General features: G+C 75.4%; 14 protein-coding genes. All 14 read right to left on the bottom strand.

Annotation, left to right across the window (positions count from 1 at the left end; all coding sequences use genetic code 11):
* Positions 1 to 4: 4 nt before the first annotated feature.
* The 14 genes from FIC82_RS06245 to urtB all read right to left on the bottom strand — a co-directional run bounded on the left by FIC82_RS06245 (position 5) and on the right by urtB (position 17,480).
* The gene (locus tag FIC82_RS06245; protein ID WP_154797944.1) at positions 5 to 253 is read right to left on the bottom strand and encodes a phosphopantetheine-binding protein; all 249 of its coding nucleotides are present in this window, start codon (positions 251 to 253) and stop codon (positions 5 to 7) included.
* Positions 250 to 1,164, bottom strand: a complete 915-nt coding sequence (locus FIC82_RS06240) for an ABC transporter ATP-binding protein (protein ID WP_168731553.1) — start codon at positions 1,162 to 1,164, stop codon at positions 250 to 252. Before FIC82_RS06240 ends, FIC82_RS06245 begins: the two co-directional genes overlap by 4 nt.
* Positions 1,161 to 2,567, bottom strand: a complete 1,407-nt coding sequence (locus FIC82_RS06235; RefSeq protein WP_154797943.1) for a lysine N(6)-hydroxylase/L-ornithine N(5)-oxygenase family protein — start codon at positions 2,565 to 2,567, stop codon at positions 1,161 to 1,163. Before FIC82_RS06235 ends, FIC82_RS06240 begins: the two co-directional genes overlap by 4 nt.
* On the bottom strand, positions 2,564 to 4,354 hold the full coding sequence (locus FIC82_RS06230; RefSeq protein ID WP_154797942.1) for a (2,3-dihydroxybenzoyl)adenylate synthase: 1,791 nt from the start codon (positions 4,352 to 4,354) through the stop codon (positions 2,564 to 2,566). The genes FIC82_RS06235 and FIC82_RS06230 overlap by 4 nt, the downstream gene beginning before the upstream one ends.
* Positions 4,351 to 5,562, bottom strand: a complete 1,212-nt coding sequence (locus tag FIC82_RS06225) for an isochorismate synthase (protein WP_154797941.1) — start codon at positions 5,560 to 5,562, stop codon at positions 4,351 to 4,353. The genes FIC82_RS06230 and FIC82_RS06225 overlap by 4 nt, the downstream gene beginning before the upstream one ends.
* Positions 5,563 to 5,662: 100 nt before the next feature.
* A complete protein-coding gene (locus FIC82_RS06220) occupies positions 5,663 to 6,448 on the bottom strand; it encodes an SDR family oxidoreductase (protein WP_154797940.1) in 786 nt (261 codons plus the stop codon).
* Entirely contained in the window at positions 6,445 to 7,104 is a 660-nt protein-coding gene (locus tag FIC82_RS06215; RefSeq protein WP_154797939.1) for an isochorismatase family protein, read from the bottom strand. Before FIC82_RS06215 ends, FIC82_RS06220 begins: the two co-directional genes overlap by 4 nt.
* Before the next feature lie 173 nt (positions 7,105 to 7,277).
* On the bottom strand, positions 7,278 to 9,080 hold the full coding sequence (gene atzF / locus FIC82_RS06210; protein ID WP_154797938.1) for an allophanate hydrolase: 1,803 nt from the start codon (positions 9,078 to 9,080) through the stop codon (positions 7,278 to 7,280).
* A 52-nt stretch (positions 9,081 to 9,132) separates the two neighbouring features.
* Complete coding sequence (gene uca, locus FIC82_RS06205) at positions 9,133 to 12,741, bottom strand: urea carboxylase (RefSeq protein ID WP_154799910.1); 3,609 nt, start codon at positions 12,739 to 12,741, stop codon at positions 9,133 to 9,135.
* A 134-nt stretch (positions 12,742 to 12,875) separates the two neighbouring features.
* Entirely contained in the window at positions 12,876 to 13,574 is a 699-nt protein-coding gene (locus FIC82_RS06200; RefSeq protein ID WP_154797937.1) for a GntR family transcriptional regulator, read from the bottom strand.
* A 105-nt stretch (positions 13,575 to 13,679) separates the two neighbouring features.
* Complete coding sequence (gene urtE / locus FIC82_RS06195) at positions 13,680 to 14,372, bottom strand: urea ABC transporter ATP-binding subunit UrtE (RefSeq protein ID WP_154797936.1); 693 nt, start codon at positions 14,370 to 14,372, stop codon at positions 13,680 to 13,682.
* Positions 14,372 to 15,379, bottom strand: coding sequence for an urea ABC transporter ATP-binding protein UrtD (urtD, locus tag FIC82_RS06190; RefSeq protein WP_154797935.1), 1,008 nt, complete (start codon positions 15,377 to 15,379; stop codon positions 14,372 to 14,374). The genes urtE and urtD overlap by 1 nt, the downstream gene beginning before the upstream one ends.
* Positions 15,376 to 16,599, bottom strand: coding sequence for an urea ABC transporter permease subunit UrtC (urtC, locus tag FIC82_RS06185; protein ID WP_154797934.1), 1,224 nt, complete (start codon positions 16,597 to 16,599; stop codon positions 15,376 to 15,378). The genes urtD and urtC overlap by 4 nt, the downstream gene beginning before the upstream one ends.
* The gene (urtB, locus tag FIC82_RS06180; RefSeq protein ID WP_141390001.1) at positions 16,596 to 17,480 is read right to left on the bottom strand and encodes an urea ABC transporter permease subunit UrtB; all 885 of its coding nucleotides are present in this window, start codon (positions 17,478 to 17,480) and stop codon (positions 16,596 to 16,598) included. Before urtB ends, urtC begins: the two co-directional genes overlap by 4 nt.
* Positions 17,481 to 17,571: the final 91 nt, after the last annotated feature.

Below are 17,571 nucleotides of genomic sequence, written 5' to 3'. Positions count from 1 at the left end.
GCGGTCAGTCGTGCGGCACGCCGAGGGCGCGCAGGCAGCCGCGTAGCGTCGGGTCGACCGCGACCTGGGCGAACTCGACGGGCCAGCCCGCGCCGCGCCAGCGCTCGACCAGGGCCATGAGGCGCACGGAGTCCAGGCCGTGGTCCGTCAGGTCGTCGTCGAGCCCGATCTCGGGTGCGGAGGCCCCCGCGCCGAGGACCTCCGCGAGGTCGGCGAGAGCCTGCTCGCGCGTGGGCGGGGCCGTGGTGGTCATGCGGGTCCTCCGGTCGAGGGCGGGGCGGTCAGGGGTCCGGTCAGCGGCTCGGTCAGCGGCTCGGTCAGCGGCTCGGTCAGCGGCTCGGTCGGCAGCGCCTTCGGGGCCACGGCCCCGGGCCGGGCGCGCCGGGCCAGGACGTCCGACCGGGCGGGCACGACGAGCGGCCAGCCCTCCGGGTCGGTCACGAGGTGGGCGCGGATCCCGAACACGTGCTCGACCAACGCGACGTCGAGCACGTCCTCGGTCCGGCCGTGCGCGACGACCGCGCCGTCCTTCATGAGGACGAGCCGGGTCGCGTACCGGACCGCGAGGTTGAGGTCGTGCAGCACGGCGACGACGGTCCGGCCGTCGTCGTGCAGGCGCGCGCACGTGTCGAGGACGTCGAGCTGGTGCGCGACGTCGAGGAACGTCGTCGGCTCGTCGAGGAGCAGGAGCGGCGTCTCCTGCGCGAGCGCCATGGCGATCCACACGCGCTGGCGCTGGCCGCCCGAGAGCTCGCTGACGCGGCGGGTCGACAGGTCGAGCGTGTCGGTCGCGAGCAGGGCCTCGTCGACGACGCGGTGGTCCTCGGCCGTCAGCGGGCGCAGGAGACCCTGGTGCGGGTGGCGTCCGCGCGCCACGAGGTCGCGCACGCGTATGCCGTCCGGACCGAGCGGCGACTGCGGCAGGAACGCGAGCCGGCGCGCGACCTCGCGCGACGGCATCGCCGAGACCGCACGACCGTCGAGCTCGACGGTCCCCGAGGACGGTCGCAGCACGCGCGCGAGCGCGAGGAGCAGGGTGGACTTCCCGCACCCGTTCGGCCCGACGATCACGGTGAGCTCGCCCTCGAGGATCTCCAGGTCGACGCCGCGGAGCACGTCGTTCCCGCCGTACCCGACCCGGAGGTCGGTCGTCGCCAGGCTCACCGTGCCCCCACGGGCTCGGGCCGGGCATGCTCCGACGCGGTGACCGCCGCGTCCGCCGGCTCGCCCGCACCGAGGGCCGCGCGGCGCGCGAGCACGGAGCCGAGAACCTCGCCGGCGCGGACGCCGAGCGTCGAGAGCAGCGTCGACGAGAGCCCGTGCGAGTGCTCGGACTGCCCGACGAGGTACAGGCCCGCGTCCGACGGCTCCGCGAGGCGCGCCCGGTGGTCGCGGTGCAGGTCCGGCGCCCCGGCGGTGTCGCGGACGACGAGCGCACGATCGTCCGGCCCGGCGCCCGTCAGGAGCGTCGTCACGTCCAGCGGGCGGTAGCCCGTCGCGACGACGACGAGGTCGGCGTCCAGCCGGGTCGTCGTCTCGGTGAGGTTGTCGGCGAGCGTGAGGGTGACGCGGTCGCCGGGGACGTCGCGCAGGTCGAGCACCTCGGTGCAGCGGTGCCAGCCCAGGCGCTCGGTCCCCAGCCAGCGGTCGCGGTACTCGTGCTCGTGCAGCGCCCGGATCGTCTCCTCGGCGACGACCGAGTAGTTGGTGTTGCGGTGGTGCGCCACGATCTGGGCGCGCCCTGCGGGCGGGGCGTCATAGAAGACGTCGACGGTGCCCGGGTCGAACACCCCGTTGGCGTAGGGCGTGGAGTCCGACGGCGAGAAGCCGAAGCGTCGCGACACGGACCGGACCTCGGCACCGGGGAAGCGGGCGTAGAGGTCGAGCATGACCTCGGCCGCGCTCTGCCCCGCGCCCACGACGACCGCGCGCCGCACCTCGTGGTCGACGAGCGCGACCCGGTCGAGGTGGCGGTGGTTGTGCCAGACGCGCGCCGACTCGACGACGCCCTCGGGCAGCCGCGGCTGGAGGCCCGCCGCGACGACGACGTCCCGGGCGCGGGTCGTCGTCGGGCCCTGCGCGTCGCGCACGGTGACGTCGAACGCGACGACGCGGCCGCCGTCGCGCACGGGCGCGACGGACTCGACCGTCGACCCGTACCGCGCGACGCCCCCGAGGCGGGCCGCGGCCCAGCGCAGGTAGGCGGCGAACTCGACGCGAAGGGGCGTCAGGCTCCCCCGGTTGAGGAAGTCGACGAGGCGGCCCTGCTCGTGCAGGAACGCGAGGAACGCGTAGTCGCTCGTGGGGTTGCGCAGCGTCACGAGGTCCTTGGCGAACGCGACCTGCATGTGCGCGTCGTCGAACAGCATCCCGTCGTGCCAGCGCGAGGTCGCCTGCCTCTCGTGGAAGACGGCGCGCAGGGGATCGGCGGCGATGGCGTTGTGCTCCTCGACGGCGATCGCGAGCGCCATGTTCGAGGGCCCGAAGCCGAGACCGAGGAGGTCGACGTCCACCGCGGCGCCGGGTCGGCGGGGGTGGGGGTCCTGCGTGCGGTTCGGGTTGCTCATTGCGTGCTCCACGGCTGGGTGCGGGTCTCGGTGCCGGCGGGCGCGGGTGCGGGGGCCGGGGTGCGGTCGACCTTGCCGACCGCGGTGGTGGCGAGCGCCTCGACGGTCTCGAAGCGGTCGGGGATCTTGTAGGCGGCGATGCCGCGCTCGCGCAGGAACCGGCGCAGCACGACGGCCGTCGGGGGCGCGGCCCCGGGCCGGGGGACGACGCGCGCGAGCGCGCGCTCGCCCAGGTACTCGTCGGGCTCGCCGACGACGCTCGCGTCGAGCACGTCGGGGTGGGCGCGCAGGTGGTTCTCGACCTCCGCGGGCGCGACCTTCTCTCCCCCGCGGTTGATCTGCTCCTTCGCCCGTCCCACGACGGTGAGGTAGCCGTCGGCGTCGCGCGTCACGAGGTCGCCCGTGCGGTAGAAGCCGTCGGCCGTGAAGGAGCGCGCGTCGTGCTCGGGCGCGCGGTAGTAGCCGCGGATCGTGTAGGGGCCACGGGTCAGCAGGTGTCCGGGTTCTCCCGTGCCGACCGGGAGGTCGTCGTCGTCCACGACGAGGACCTCGTCGTCCGGGGAGATCGGGCGACCCTGCGTGCCGACGACGACGTCGCGCGGGTCGCCCTCCCGCGTGTAGCAGACGAGCCCTTCGGCCATGCCGAAGACCTGCTGGAGGGTGTCGCCGAAGACCGCGAGCAGCCGCTCGGCCGCGCTCGTCCCGAGCTTGGCTCCCCCGACCTGGAGGACGCGGAGGGACGAGAGGTCGTGCGTCGCGACGAGCGGCGAGGCGGCCCACACGTGCGCGAGCGGCGGGACGAGGGCCACGTGGGTGACGCGGTGCCGCTCGATCAGCGCGAACGCCGCGTCGGGCGCGCCGTGCGGGGACAGGACGACGGTGCCGCCCGCGTGCAGCACGCCGAGCACGCCGGGCGACGTGAGGGCGTAGTTGTGCGCGACCGGCAGGGTCGCGAGGTACACCGAGCCCGGCCCCAGGCCGCAGATCGCCGCGCTCTCGCGCACCGAGTACAGGTAGTCGGCGTGCGTGCGCGGGATGAGCTTGGGCGTCCCCGTGGTGCCGCCCGAGAGCTGCAGGAGCACGACGTCGGACGGGTGCGCCGCGTCGTCGAACCCGCCCCGGGCCGCCGTCAGGTCGGTCCGGCGCAGGTCGTCCAGCGCGTGCTCCGCGAACGGGGCGCGGTCGCCCGGGGTCGCGGGCACGGCGCGCGGGTCGACGGCCTCGGCCGGCGAGGCGGACCCCGCACCCGCGACGACGACGTGCCGCACCGACGCGACCGCACCGGCGACCTCGCGCGCGAGCCCCGCGTGGTCGAAGCCGGGCTCGGCGCCGGTGGTCACGAGCACGACCGCCTCGGTGTGCGCCGCGAAGTACTCGACCTCGGTGCGCCGGTGCGCGGGCAGGGCGAGGACCGGGACGACGCCGGACCGCCCGAGCGCGACGAGGACCTCGACCAGCTCGACCGAGCTCGGGAGGTGGACGACGACCCGGTCGCCGCGGCGCACGCCCAGGGCCGCGAACCCGTGCGCGAGGTCGTCGGCGGCGCGGTCCAGGTCGGCGTACGTGAGGGTGCGGCGCGCGTCGACGAGCGCGACGGCGTCGGGCCGGGCGGTGGCAGTCGCGGCGTCCCGCACGAGCGAGCCGAGCGTCTGGTCGGTCCAGTACCCGGCCGCGCGGTAGCGCTCCGCGGCCTCGGCCGGGACCGGGACCACGCCGTCGAGCAGGAGCGGCGCGGGGAGAACGGGCCGGCCCGGGTGGACGGCGGTCGGTGCGGTCCCGGCGGTCATGCGACGCCGCCCAGCGCGGACAGCAGGGTCGAGAGCTTCACGGCGGTCTCGGCGTGCTCGGCCTCGGGCGTCGACCCGGCGACGACCCCCGCCCCCGCGAACAGGCGGACGTCGGCGCCGCGGACGACGCCGCACCGCAGCACGATGGCCCACTCGCCGTTCCCGGCCTGGTCCGCCCAGCCGACGAGCCCGGTGTAGAAGCCGCGGTCGAACGGCTCGAGCGAGCCGATGAGCTCACGCGCGACGTCCTGGGGGTGGCCGCAGACCGCGGGCGTGGGGTGCAGCGCGTAGACGACGTCGAGCACCGACGTGCCCGGCCGCAGCCGCGCGGTGACGGGTGTGCCGAGGTGCCACAGGTGCGAGGTCGCGACGAGCTCGGGCGTCGTCGGCACGTCGAGGTCGTCGTCGTGCTCGACGAACCCGCGCAGCACCTCGCGGATCGCGTCGGTGACGAACGCGTGCTCGCGCAGGTCCTTCTCCGAGGCCAGGAGCCGCTGCGCGGTCGCGCGGTCCTCCTCGGGGTCGGCGGACCGCGGCGCGGAGCCGGCGAGCGGGTGGCTGTGCAGCACGCCGTCGCGGACCGACACGAGGAGCTCCGGGCTCGCTCCCACCAGGTGGCCCTGCCCGCCCGGCAGCGCGACGTCGAACACGTACGCGTCCGGGTTCGCCTCCCGCATCGCGGCACGCAGCGCAGCGCGGTCGAGCGGCGCGGGGGCCGAGACGTCGAGCGTACGGGCGAGGACCACCTTCTCGGCCTCGCCCGCCTCGATCCGGGACACCGCACGCCCGACGGCGGCACGGAAGACCGCGTCGTCGCGCCCGGGCAGGTCGTGGGTCGCCGCGCCCGCGACGTCCCCCGTCCTGCGGCGGGACGCGGCCGCCACGGGCCGCCACGACTGGTGCGCCGGGACGACGAGGTGCGCGGGACGCGAGGGGTCGAACGGGATCGTGCCGACGAGGATCGGCGCGGGCTCCCCCGCCCAGCGTGCGGACGCGGCGCGCCCGAGCAGCTCGCGCGCGGCCGCGGTGACCGTCGGGCCGTCCCACGACGGCACGTCGAGCCGCTCGCGCACCCCGTGCGCGTCGAGCGCCACCTCGGGCGACGCGAGGCGGAACTCGGCGTACCGGGGCGTCGCGGCACCGTCGGGGTTCGTGGTCCTGGCGGTGACGGTCCCTGTCGGGTCGTCGAGCACGGTGAAGCCGTTCATGTGGCGTCCTCGTCCTGTCGAAGGTGTCGTGGCCTGCGCGGTCGTCCGCAGGCAGACGTGCGAGAGGTCGTGCGGGTGCTCTGAGGGGGCGTGCGACGTGTCAGCGGAGCGTGGCGCCGCCGTCGACGACGAGCTCGTGCAGCGTGATGTGCCGGGCCGCGTCGGACGCGAGGAACGCGACGGCTCCTGCGACGTCCTGCACCTCGGCGAGACGGCCGAGCGGGATGCCGAGCCGGAACTCGTCGGGCCGGCCGGCCACGACGCGCTCCTCGGTGGGGCCGTCGAGCACGGGACCGTCGGGTCCCGGCGCGCCGGCGAGCGCGGCGAGCATGGGCGTGCGGGTCGAGCCGGGTGCGACGACGTTGCACCGCACCCCGGCGGGCGCGAGCTCGAGGCCGAGCGACCGGGTCAGGCTGGACGCGGCGGCCTTGGACGCCGCGTACGCCGCCATCCCCGCGCGAGGGACGCCCGCGGCGTTCGAGGCGACCGTGACGATCGCACCGCGGCGGCGCGCGGCGAGGTGGCGCGAGACCTCGCGCGACACGAGGTAGACCCCCGTCGCGTTGACGGCGAGCATGTGCTGCCACTGCGCGAGCGTGGACGTGGCCACGGGGCCCGGGTGCAGGACGCCCGCGGCGTTGACCAGCACCTCGACGGGCCCGACCTCGCTCTCCACCCGGTCGACGAGGCGCACGACGTCGGCCTCGTCGGTCACGTCGAGCCGCGCCGGGACGACGCTCCCCGCGTCGACGCCGGGGAGCGCCCGCGTGGCCGGGGAGCCCAGGTCCGCCGCGACGACCACGAGGCCCCGCGCCGCCAGGACGTCCACGACGGCCGCACCGATGCCGCCGGCGGCACCCGTCACGAGCGCGACGCGCGCGGTCATGCCCCCGCCACCGCGGGGACGCGCGCCCCGAGGTGCGTCAGCACGTCGTCGGTCGTCACGACGGCGGCGCACCGGCCCGCCGCCCAGTCGAGCGCCTGGCGGTGGTGCGCGAGCGAGAAGTCCGCGACCGCGTCGCCGACGAGGAAGGGCTGCACGTCGTGCATGAACGCGTCGCACGCCGTGACGAGGCAGCCGATGTGCGCGTAGATCCCGGTGACCACGAGCTGGTCGCGCCCCTGCGTGCGCAGGAGGTCGCGCAGCCCGGTGCGGACGAACGCGTCGTATCGCCACTTGGTCACGACGGTGTCCCCGGGTTGCGGCGCGAGCTCGTCGATCACGGCGTCGCTCCCGCCCGCGGGGATCCCCGGTCCCCAGAAGTCCGTGAGCAGGCCGCGGTCGGCGGGCTGCTGCGCGGGCGGCTGCGTCGTCAGGACCACCGGGACGCCGAGCTCGCGTGCTGCGCCGGTGAGGCGGGCGATGTTGTCGACCGCGTCGCGCAGCGCGGGCGACGACGGGTCGAACGCGTCCACGAAGTACCGCTGCATGTCGTGGACGAGGAGCACGGCGCGCGCCGGGTCCACGTGCCAGCCCACCCGGTTGCCCGGGTACTCGTGCGGGGCCGGCCCGTCGTAGGCGGCGATCGTCGGCAGTCCCATGGTTCCCCCATACCTGGTGTCTCGGTCGACGCGAGGAAGGATTACTTAGGTAAACCTTGCCTCACTGAGGCTTACCTCAGCACAGCGAAGTCCCGGAGGGAAGGGCGTGTCCACGGATCGGACAGATCAGGACAGTTCGTCATCTCGTCGGCCGGGGCCACGGATGCGTGGGCTCAGGGGGTGGACGCACCACCCGTCGTCCCCGCGCCGGACCGCTCCGCGAGGTACGCGGGCCACGACCCGGCCGCCGTGACGTCGCGCGCGCCCGCGACCGCCTCGTGCGTGCACCCGAACCCGACGACGCTCGACCCGTCGTCGAGCGTCACCGCGCCGAGGGTCATGGGCGCGGGCAGGTCGCGGAGGAACGCTCCCAGCCCACCGACCGAGATCTCGTAGAGCTCGCCGGCGATGCTCGCGCCCCCCTCCGTCCCGACCCGCACGAGTCCCGGCTTCGGGGGCGTCGTGCCGAGGGCCACCAACCGGTAGCGCGCGCTCGTGCGGACCGGGTGCAGGAACCGGGCGCCGAGCGCCTCGAGCTCGTGGTGGAGCGGCTGCCCGCGCAGGTGGGCGCCGAAGACCGCGAGGAGGGCCGTGGCGGCCGTGCTCACGAGCGGGACCTCGCCGGCCCCGGTCGGCTCTCCCAGCCAGCGCGCGGCGAGGTCGAGCGCGAGGTCGTCCTCGAACGCCCGGGCGAGGACCGTGACGCCGAGCGGCGTCCCCGCCGCCTCGACCCCCGCGGGGAGGGCGACCGCGGCGAGGTCGAGGAGGTTGACGAAGTTCGTGAACGTCCCCATCCGGGCGTTGATCGCGACGGGGTCGGCCTGGACGGCCGCGATCGTCGGGTGCTCCGTGGTCGTGGGCGTCACGAGGAGGTCGACGCCGTCGAGCAGGTCCCGCAGCACCGTGCGGGTCCGGTCGAGGCCCGCGCGGTCCGTGACGTACCGGTGCGCGGGGACGTCGCGGCCCGCGCCGATGATGGCGGCGACGGTCGGGTCGAGGTCCGGACCGCCCGCGTCCACCGCCGCCCCGACGGCGGCGTAGCGCTCCGCGACGAGGGCGCCGTCGTACAGCAGCCGGGCGGCGTCGAGGAGCGGCGCGACGTCCCGTTCGACGACCTCCGCCCCCAGCGCGGCGAGCCGGTCCGGGACGGTCGCGAACGCCTCGCGCCAGGCCGGGTCGAGCGCCTCCAGGTTCGCCGCGACGGGGACGGCCACGACGGGACGCCACCGCAGGCCGAGGCGCGCGTCGGCGGGCGCCGACCGCGCCGCGGGAGAACCCGGGCGCGTCATGACCGACGTCGCGAGGCGGCCCAGGGCGACGTCGCGGGAGAACGTGGTCACCACGTCGAAGCTGCGGCACGCCGGGACGACGCCGTCGGTCGGCACGAGCCCGACCGTGGTCTTGATCCCGACGAGGCCGTGCAGCGCGGCGGGGACGCGACCCGACCCGGCGGTGTCGGTGCCGAGCGCGAGGTCGACGACGTCGAGCGCGACCGCCACGGCGGACCCGGAGCTCGAGCCGCCCGAGACCCGGTCCGGGAGGGTCGCGTGCCGCACCGCGCCGTAGGGGCTGCGGACCCCGACGAGCCCGGTCGCGAACTGGTCGAGGTTCGTCTTGCCGAGCACGACGGCTCCGGCGTCGACGAGCCGCTGGACGCACGGCGCGGAGACGTCCGGGGTCGAGGCGAACGAGGGCGCGGCCGCCGTCGTGGGCAGTCCCGCGACGTCGATGTTGTCCTTGACCGCGACCAGCACGCCGGCGAGCGGCAGGCGCTGACCGGCGTCGGCCCTGCGGTGGACGTCGACGAGGTCGGCGAGGACGTCCTCCTCGGCGCGCAGCGTGATCCACACCTCGGGCCGGTCCACCTCCGCGATCCGCGCGAAGGCACGCCGGACCCGGTAGCGGGCCGCGGTCGTGGGGTCCGTCGCGGGGGCGGCCGCGGCACGGGTCGAGGTGGGGCCGAGCGTCGTCGTCATCCGGGGGTGCTCCATGGGTCGTGCGGAGAGGTGGACAGGTGCGGTGAAGCGCTCAGGGCGCGACGAGCGCGAGGGCCGTGCCCGGGGTCACCTGCTGCCCGGGTTCGACGAGCAGCCGCGCGACCCGACCGGCGACAGGCGAGGTGACGCGCAGCTCGAGCTTCATCGCCTCCAGCACGAGCAGCTCGTCGCCGGCCTCGACCTGCTGGTCGTGCCCGACCGCGACCCGCCACACGCTGCCCACCATCGGGGCGTGCACCACGTGGTGCCCGTCGGGGACCTCGAGGCCCGCGCCGTCGGCCGTCCCCGGCCCTGGCTCGGGCGCGGGCCCCGTGCGCGTCCGGTCGAGCTCGCCGCTGCGCTCCCACGCCGCCCGCTCCGCCGCGAACGCGTCCGCCTGCCGCGCACGGAAGGCCTCGATGTCCTCGCGCTCGGCCTCCAGGAACGCGAGGTGGTCGCGCAGCGAGAACTCGCCGTCCTCCACCCGCACGTCGAGCCGCCCCGCCGCGAACGCGGCGCGCTGCTCCACGAGCTCGTCGGCCCCGACCGGCTCCCACACGATCCGGTCGAAGAACCGCAGCAGCCACGGCACGCCGGTCTCGAAGACCCCGCGCTGCCGGTGCCCGCTCCAGATCGGCACCGTGCGGCCCACGAGCTGGTACCCGCCGGGGCTCTCCATGCCGTACACGCACAGGTACGTCCCGCCGAGCCCGACCGCGTCGGACGGCGTCCAGGTCCGTGCCGGGTTGTACTTCGTGGTCACGAGGCGGTGCCGCGGGTCGAGCGGGACGGCCAGCGGCGCACCGAGGTACACGTCGCCGAGGCCGAGCACGAGGTACTCGGCGTCGAGCACGGTCCGGCGCACGTCCTCGACCGACGCGAGGCCGTTGATGCGACGGATGAACTCGACGTTCGACGGCAGCCACGGCGCGGTGGGTCGCACACCGGCGGCGTACCGGTCGACCGCCTCGCGGATCGACGGGTCGTCCCAGCTGAGGGGCAGATGGATGCGGCGGCTGGGCACGACGAGCTCGTCGGCCGCCGGCAGGTCCTCCTCGAGCTCCGCCAGCAGGCCCGCGAGCCGGTCGACGGGCAGGACGTCCGGGTCCACGTGGACGTGCAGGGACCGCACCCCGGGGGTGACGTCGACCACGCCGCCCGGCGCGGCGGCGCGCAGCGCCCGGGCGAGCGCGTGCACCCGCAGCCGCACCCCGAGGTCGAGCACCGCGTCGCCGTACTCGACGAGCACGTTGTCGTCGCCGCCCCGCAGGTACGACACGGCAGGTCGCCGGTCGTCGCCGGGCCGGCGGCCCAGCACCCCGTCGTCGGACGGCACGGCGCGCAGCGCCCCGCGCACGGGGCCGTGCGCCTTCGTCAAGGGGTCGTTCCGCAGGCGTCGCGCCCCGTCGTCGCTCACGGGGACGAAGCGCACCGTGTCGCCGGGCCGGATCTGGCCGAGCTTCCACCGCGCCCCGGCCACGACCGTGACCGGGCACGCGAACCCGCCCAGGCTGGGGCCGTCCGGCCCGAGGAGGATCGGGGTGTCGCCGCTCACGTTCAGCGCGCCGACGGAGTACGGGTTGTCGTGCAGATTCGACGGGTGCAGGCCCGCGTCCCCGCCGTCGGGTCGCGCCCAGGTCGGCGCGGGCCCGGACAGCCGGATCCCGGTGCGGTTGGCGTGCGACTGCACGTCCCACGTCGTGGTGTACAGCTGCGCCATGTCGGCCGGCGTGAAGTACGACGGCGCCGGCTGCGGCCCCTCCTGGACCGCGAGCTCCCACGTGTGGGTCAGCACGGGCCGTCGCTCCTCCGGCACGGGCCCCGGCGCGGCGACCGCCGGGGTCGTGCCGGGGACCAGCACGTCGCCCGGGGCGAGCGCGCGCCCGGTGTACCCGCCGAACCCGCCGAGCGTGAACGTCGACGCCGAGCCGAGGTACTCGGGGACGTCGAGCCCGCCGCGCACGAGCACGTAGGTCCGCAGCCCGGCGTCGTGCGGGGCGCCGACGTCGAGCACGGCCCCGGCCGCGACCTCGACCGGCTCCCACTGCGGGACGGGACGGCCGTCGAGCGTGACCGGGGCGGGCGCCCCCGTCACGCACACGAGCGCCTCGTGGCTGAACCGCAGCCGGGGACCGGTGAGCGTGCACTCCAGGCCCGGCGCCCCCTCGGGGTTCCCGAGCGCCCGGTTGCCCTCCCGGAACGCGAGGTCGTCCATCGGCCCGGACGGGCTGATCCCGACGTCCCAGTGCCCGAGCCGGCCGGGCCAGTCCTGGACCGTGGTCATCACGCCGGGCGCGAGGACGTCGATCCAGGGCTCGTCGTCCCGGACGTGCGCGAGCGTCCCCGTCGTGTGCTCGTCGGCGCGCACCACCGGGTCCGCCGCGACGGCCCGCAGCAGCGGGAGGTTGGTCTGCACGCCCACGAGGTGCGACGCCTGCAGCGCGACGCCCAGGGCGTCGAGGGCCGCCGTCCTGTCCTGCTCGTGGACGACGACCTTCGCGAGCAAGGGGTCGTAGTGGGTCGTGACCTCCTGCCCGGCCTCGACCCACGTGTCCACGCGCGCGCCGCCCGTGGGCAGCTCGACCCGAGTGAGCAGGCCGGCGCTCGGCCGGTGGTCGCGGCGTGGGTCCTCGGCGTAGACCCGCGCCTCGACCGCGTGCCCGCGCACCGCCGGACCGGCGTCCGGGACGCCGTCGAGCACGGTCTCGCCCCGGGCCAGGCGCAGCATCCAGTGCACGAGGTCGACCCGCGTGACGGCCTCGGTGACCGGGTGCTCGACCTGCAGGCGCGTGTTCACCTCGAGGAACGACAGCTCGTCGCGCTCGACGTCGTACACGTACTCGACGGTGCCCGCCGAGCGGTAGCCGACGGAGGCGGCGAGGTCGCGGGCACCGGCGTGCAGGGCCGCGCGCGCCGCGTCCGGGAGCCCGGGCGCCGGGGCCTCCTCGACGACCTTCTGGTGCCGGCGCTGCAGCGAGCAGTCGCGGTCCCCGAGGCTCACGACCCGGCCCTGCCCGTCGCCGAAGACCTGGACCTCCAGGTGCCGGGCGCGGGAGACGAACCGTTCGAGGAACACCCCGCCCGAGCCGAAGCTGGCCGCCGCCAGCCGCTCGACCCGCCGGTAGGCGGCGGCGAGCTCGTCGGGGTCCTGGCACGCCTGCATGCCGATCCCGCCCCCGCCGCCGACCGCCTTGAGCATCACCGGGTACCCGATCACGGCCGCCTGCGCCACGGCGTCGTCCACGCCGTCGAGGACCCCGGTCCCCGCGACCAGCGGGACGCCGCACGCCCGGGCGGCGTCGCGGGCGCTCGCCTTGTCGCCGAAGACGCGGATCTGCTCGGGCGTGGGGCCGACGAACGCCAGGCCGGCCGCCTCGACCTCCGCGGCGAAGCCCGCGTTCTCCGACAGGAAGCCGTACCCCGGGTGGATCGCGCCGGCGCCCGTGCGCCGGGCCGCGTCGAGCACCGCGCGGGCGTCGAGGTAGCTCGAGGCCGCGGGGGCGGGCCCGAGCAGGACGGCTTCGTCGGCGAGCCGCACGTGCGGCGCCCCCGCGTCCGCCTCGGAGTACACCGCGACGGTGCGGATGCCGAGCTCGCGCGCGCCGCGGAGCAGCCGGCACGCGATCTCCCCCCGGTTCGCGACCAGGACCGTGTCGAACATCGAGACCTCCAGCTCCGAGCACTGCGCGGACGGGGTGTATACACCCACGTATTCAGTGCTGCGAGGCTAGGAAGCCCGTGTTTCGCCCGAGGTCGGCCCCGGTTAACCGCGCGTAACGGTGCGGGAGGGAGAGATCAGCCGGCGAGCGCCATGCGCGAGAGCGCCCGCGCCGCACGCTCCATCACGACGGCCAACGACTCGCCGACGTGCAGGTGGAGCGCGGTGCGCGCCTCGGGGAGCCGGTCCGCGATCGCGAGCTCGAGGATCTCGACGTGCTCGTCGATCGTGACGCGGATGCGCTCGGACTCGACGAAGTCGTACATGCGGACGGCACGCACCTTCTCGTTGACCTCGACGAGGGCGTCGGTGAGACGGTCGTTCCCCGCCGCGCGGGACAGCACCGTGTGGAAGCGCTCGTCGAGGAGGACGAAGCTCGGGTCGGGCTCGGGCGGCGCGGCACGCAGCTCGACCCACCGGGCGAGCTCGTCGCGGAGCGCCTCGACGTCGTAGTGCAGCTCGGAGTTCTCGATGATGCGCTCGACGCCGCGCAGCTCGAGGGTCACCCGCAGCTCGTAGAGGTCGCGCAGCTCCGCGAGGCTCGGCACGACGACGGCGTACCCGAAGTCGGTGCGCTCGATGAGGCCGTCCGACAGCAGGCGCGACAACGCCTCGCGGACGGGGGTGCGCGACACCTCGAACCGCTTGCTCAGCTTGGGCTCGGTGAGCCGCTCGCGCGGGTCGACGCGCCCGTTGAGGATGTCCGCGCGCAGCCGCGTGTAGACGACCTCGCGCAGGGACGGCGCGGGTGCCTGCGTCGCGGTCACGATGTCCATGCTGGGTCTCCTGCTCGTCCGTGCCGCGCGGTCCGGTCCCGCCCTGGTCCCATCCTCCCGCATCCCGGCCGTCGTCATGCCTCCTCCGCCTGCTCGCGGCACCCGTCAGACCGCCATCGCGGCACGGACGCTCTCCTCGGCCGCCTCGCCGCCCGAGCCGCGGCTCGTCACGCGCCCGGACTGCAGGACGACATAGTCGCGCGCCGCGCCGAGCGCGAACCCCACGTGCTGCTCGACCAGCAGGACGGACAGCCCGCCCGCGTCGGTGAGCGTGAGGATCGCGTCCTCGATCTCGGTGACGACCGACGGCTGGATGCCCTCGGTCGGCTCGTCGAGCACGAGCACGCGCGGGCCGGTGATGAGGGCACGCGCGATGGCGAGCTGCTGCCGCTGCCCGCCCGACAGGAGCCCGGCACGCCGCCCGAGCAGCCCGCGCAGCGCCGGGAAGAGGTCGAGGGCCTCGTCGAGGCGTCGCGGCCCCTCGCGCGACGTGTCGGCGACGAGCTGGAGGTTCTCGCGCGCCGTGAGGTCGCCGAACGACTGCTGCCCCTGCGGCACGTACGCGAGCCCGCGCCGCACGCGCTGGTGGGTCGGCAGGCGGGTGACGTCCTCGCCGTCGAGCACGACGCTGCCGGACCGGGCCTTGAGCAGCCCCAGCGCGGTCCGCAGGAGCGTCGTCTTCCCGGCGCCGTTGTGCCCGAGCACGGCGGCGACGCCCCCCGCGGGCACGCTGAGGTCGACGCCGTGCAGCACCATGGTCCGGCCGTAGCCCGCGTGCAGTCCGGTGAGCTCGAGCATCACGCCTCCTCGTCGTCGTTCGTGGTGGTCGCCGGGCTCGTCGCGCGCTCCCCCGTGGCCGACGCCGCGGGCTCGCTCGCCGCGTCACCTCCCGTGGCACGTCCCGGGGTGCGGCGGCGGGCGCCGCGCGTCGCGCCGGCGCTGCCGAGGTAGACCTCCTGCACGCGCGGGTCGGCCTGGACCTCGGCATACGTGCCCTCGGCGAGCACCTGGCCCAGGTGCAGCACGGTCACCGAGGACGCGAAGGCCCGGAGGAACTCCATGTCGTGCTCGACGACCACGACCGTCCGCTGCGCGCCGATGCGCTGGAGCAGCTCGCCGGTCTGCTCGCGCTCGGCCTGGCTCATGCCGGCGACGGGCTCGTCGAGCAGCAGCAGGCGCGCGTCCTGGACGAGCAGCATCCCGATCTCGAGCCACTGCTTCTGCCCGTGCGCGAGGATGCCGGCCTGGACGTCGCGCAGGTGCGCGAGGCCCACGGTCTCGAGCGCCTGCTCGACGGCCTCGGGCGTCGAGGTACGACGCCGCAGCAGCGTGAGCGGGCCGCGTCCGGCGCCCGCCGCGATGTCGAGGTTCTGGAGCACGCTGAGCTCCTCGAACACGCTCGCCGTCTGGAACGTGCGCCCGACGCCGGCCCTCGCGATGCGGTGCGTCTTCCTGCCGAGCAGGTCGACCCCGCCGAACTGCACGGACCCCGACGCCTTGGCGAGACCGGTGATCGCGTCCACGATCGTCGTCTTGCCCGCACCGTTGGGCCCGATGAGGAACCGCAGGTCCCCCGCGGTGACGGTGAGGTCGACGCCCTGGACGGCGACGAACCCGTCGAACTCGACGCGCAGGCCGCGCACCTCGAGGTAGTCGTGGCGGAACCGCGAGTCGTCGACGCCGAGGACGGACTGCGCGGCCTCGAGGTCGAGCCCGTCGCCCGCGACGCCGGTCTCGAGGACGGCGGCGCCCACCTCGGGCGCCCGCGCGGTGCCCGACGCCGGTCCGGTGGGTTGCGTGGTCATGCGGTCCTCCCGGGGGTGGCGGGGTCGTGGTCGACGGCGGTCGGCGCCTCGGCCGTCGGGTCGCCCGGGTCCGGCTCGCCCGGGCGGCCCCCGTCCGAGGCGTCGCCGCCCACCGGGACGGGCGCACCGCCGTCGGGCACGGTGCCGCCGCGCGAGCGGCGCCACCGCGTGAACAGCTCGGCGAGCCCGCCGGGCAGGAACGCGACGACGAGGATGAAGAGCGCGCCCTGCGCGTAGATCCAGCCGGACGGGAACGCCTCGGACAGGCTCGTCTGCGCCCAGCTCACGGCGATCGACCCGAGCACCGGGCCGAGGAGCGTCGCCCGGCCACCGATCGCGACACCGATGAGGAAGCCGATCGACGGGACGACGCCGACGTCGGCGGGCGAGATGATCCCGACGATCGGCACGAACAGCGCGCCGCCCACCGCGGCCATGAACGCCGCGACGGCGTACGCGACGACCTTGACCTTCGCGGGGTCGTAGCCGAGGAACCGCACGCGGTTCTCCTGGTCGCGCACGGCGACGAGCAGCTCGCCGAACCGGGACACCATGAGCTGGCGCGCGATGGCCACCATGACGAGCAGGGCCCCGGCGGCGATGAAGAAGAGCATGCGCTTGTTCACCGGGTCGGCGAGGTCGTACCCGAAGAACGACCGGAACCCGTTGAGGCCGTTGGTGCCGCCCGTCGTCGCCTGCTGCCCGATGAGCAGGATCGCGAACGCCGCCGCGAGCGCCTGGGAGAGGATCGCGAAGTACGCGCCGCGCACGCGCCGCGTGAAGACGGCGAACCCGAGCAGCGCCGCGACACCGGCGGGCACGACCGCGATGGCGAGGATCGTCACGACGGGCGACCGGAACGGCTCCCACCAGCCCGGCACCTCGCCCGAGCCGTAGAGCATCATGAAGTCCGGCACCCCGTCCGGTCCGGCGTCCGCGAGCTTGAGGTGCATCGCCATGATGTAGGCGCCGAGGCCGAAGAACACCCCCTGGCCGAGCGTGAGCATCCCGCCGCGGCCCCACGCGAGGCCGATGCCGACGGCGACCATCGCCAGGCAGAGGAACTTGCCGAGCAGGCCGAGGCGGAACGTGGAGAGCGTCGCGGGGGCGACCGCGAACAGCAGGACCGCCGCGACGGCGAACCCGACGATCACGCGAGCGCGCGACGAGCGGTACAGCGCGGAGAACCGGGACGTGCTCCCGGTCGTGACGGCGCTCATGCGAGGCTCCTCGTCCGGACCGACACGAGGCCCTGGGGTCGCACCTGGAGGAAGACGACGATGACGACGAACACGAGCACCTTGGCGATGCTCGCCGTCGTGGAGTACTCGAAGGTCGCCTGGAGCAGCCCGAGCGCGAATGCCGCGATGACCGTGCCCTTGATCTGGCCGATCCCGCCGGCGACGACGACGAGGAACGCGTCGACGATGTAGCTCGTGCCGAGCGTCGGGCCGATGGACCCGAGGAGCGTGAGCGCGACGCCCGCGATCCCGGCGAGGCCCGAGCCGATGAAGAACGTCAGGCGGTCCGTGGTCCGCGTGGAGACGCCGCTCGCCTCGGCGAGGTCGCGGTTCTGCACGACGGCGCGGATCCGCCGCCCGAGCGGCGTCACCTTGAGCACGACGGCCAGCGCGACGACCGCGACGACCGCCAGCGCGAGGATGAACACGCGCGTCTTCGGGACGGCGAGGCCGAACAGGTCGACGGCGCCGCTCAGCCAGGCGGGGGCGCGCACGTCGACGTTCGGCGCGCCGAACACGTCGCGCGCGACCTGCTGCAGCACGAGCGCGACGCCCCACGTGACGAGCAGCGTGTCGAGCGGCCGCTTGTACATGCGGTGGATGAGCGTCGCCTCGAGCAGCAGGCCGAGCAGGCCGCCGACGAGGAACCCGAGCGGCAGCGACACGAGCAGCGAGACGCCGGCGTTCCCGACGACCCCCTGCACGACGAACGCCGTGTAGGCGCCCGCCATCATGAACTCGCCGTGCGCCATGTTGATGACGCCCATCTGGCCGAACGTGAGCGCCAGCCCGAGGGCGGCGAGGAGCAGGACCGAGCCGAGGCTCAGCCCCGCGAAGAGCTGCGAGAACAGCACATCCATGGGCGGTACGCCTTCCGGTGAGTGCGTGCGAGGTGGACAGGGTGAGGCGTGCGGCGAGGTGACGGGAGAGGCGGGGACCGGGGTGTGCGCG

The sequence above is a fragment of the Cellulosimicrobium protaetiae genome (assembly GCF_009708005.2).
In the GTDB taxonomy this organism is placed as follows: Bacteria; Actinomycetota; Actinomycetes; order Actinomycetales; family Cellulomonadaceae; genus Cellulosimicrobium; species Cellulosimicrobium protaetiae.
Note: the sequence above shows the minus strand (reverse complement) of the source record. Positions and strands in the feature narration are given on the sequence as shown.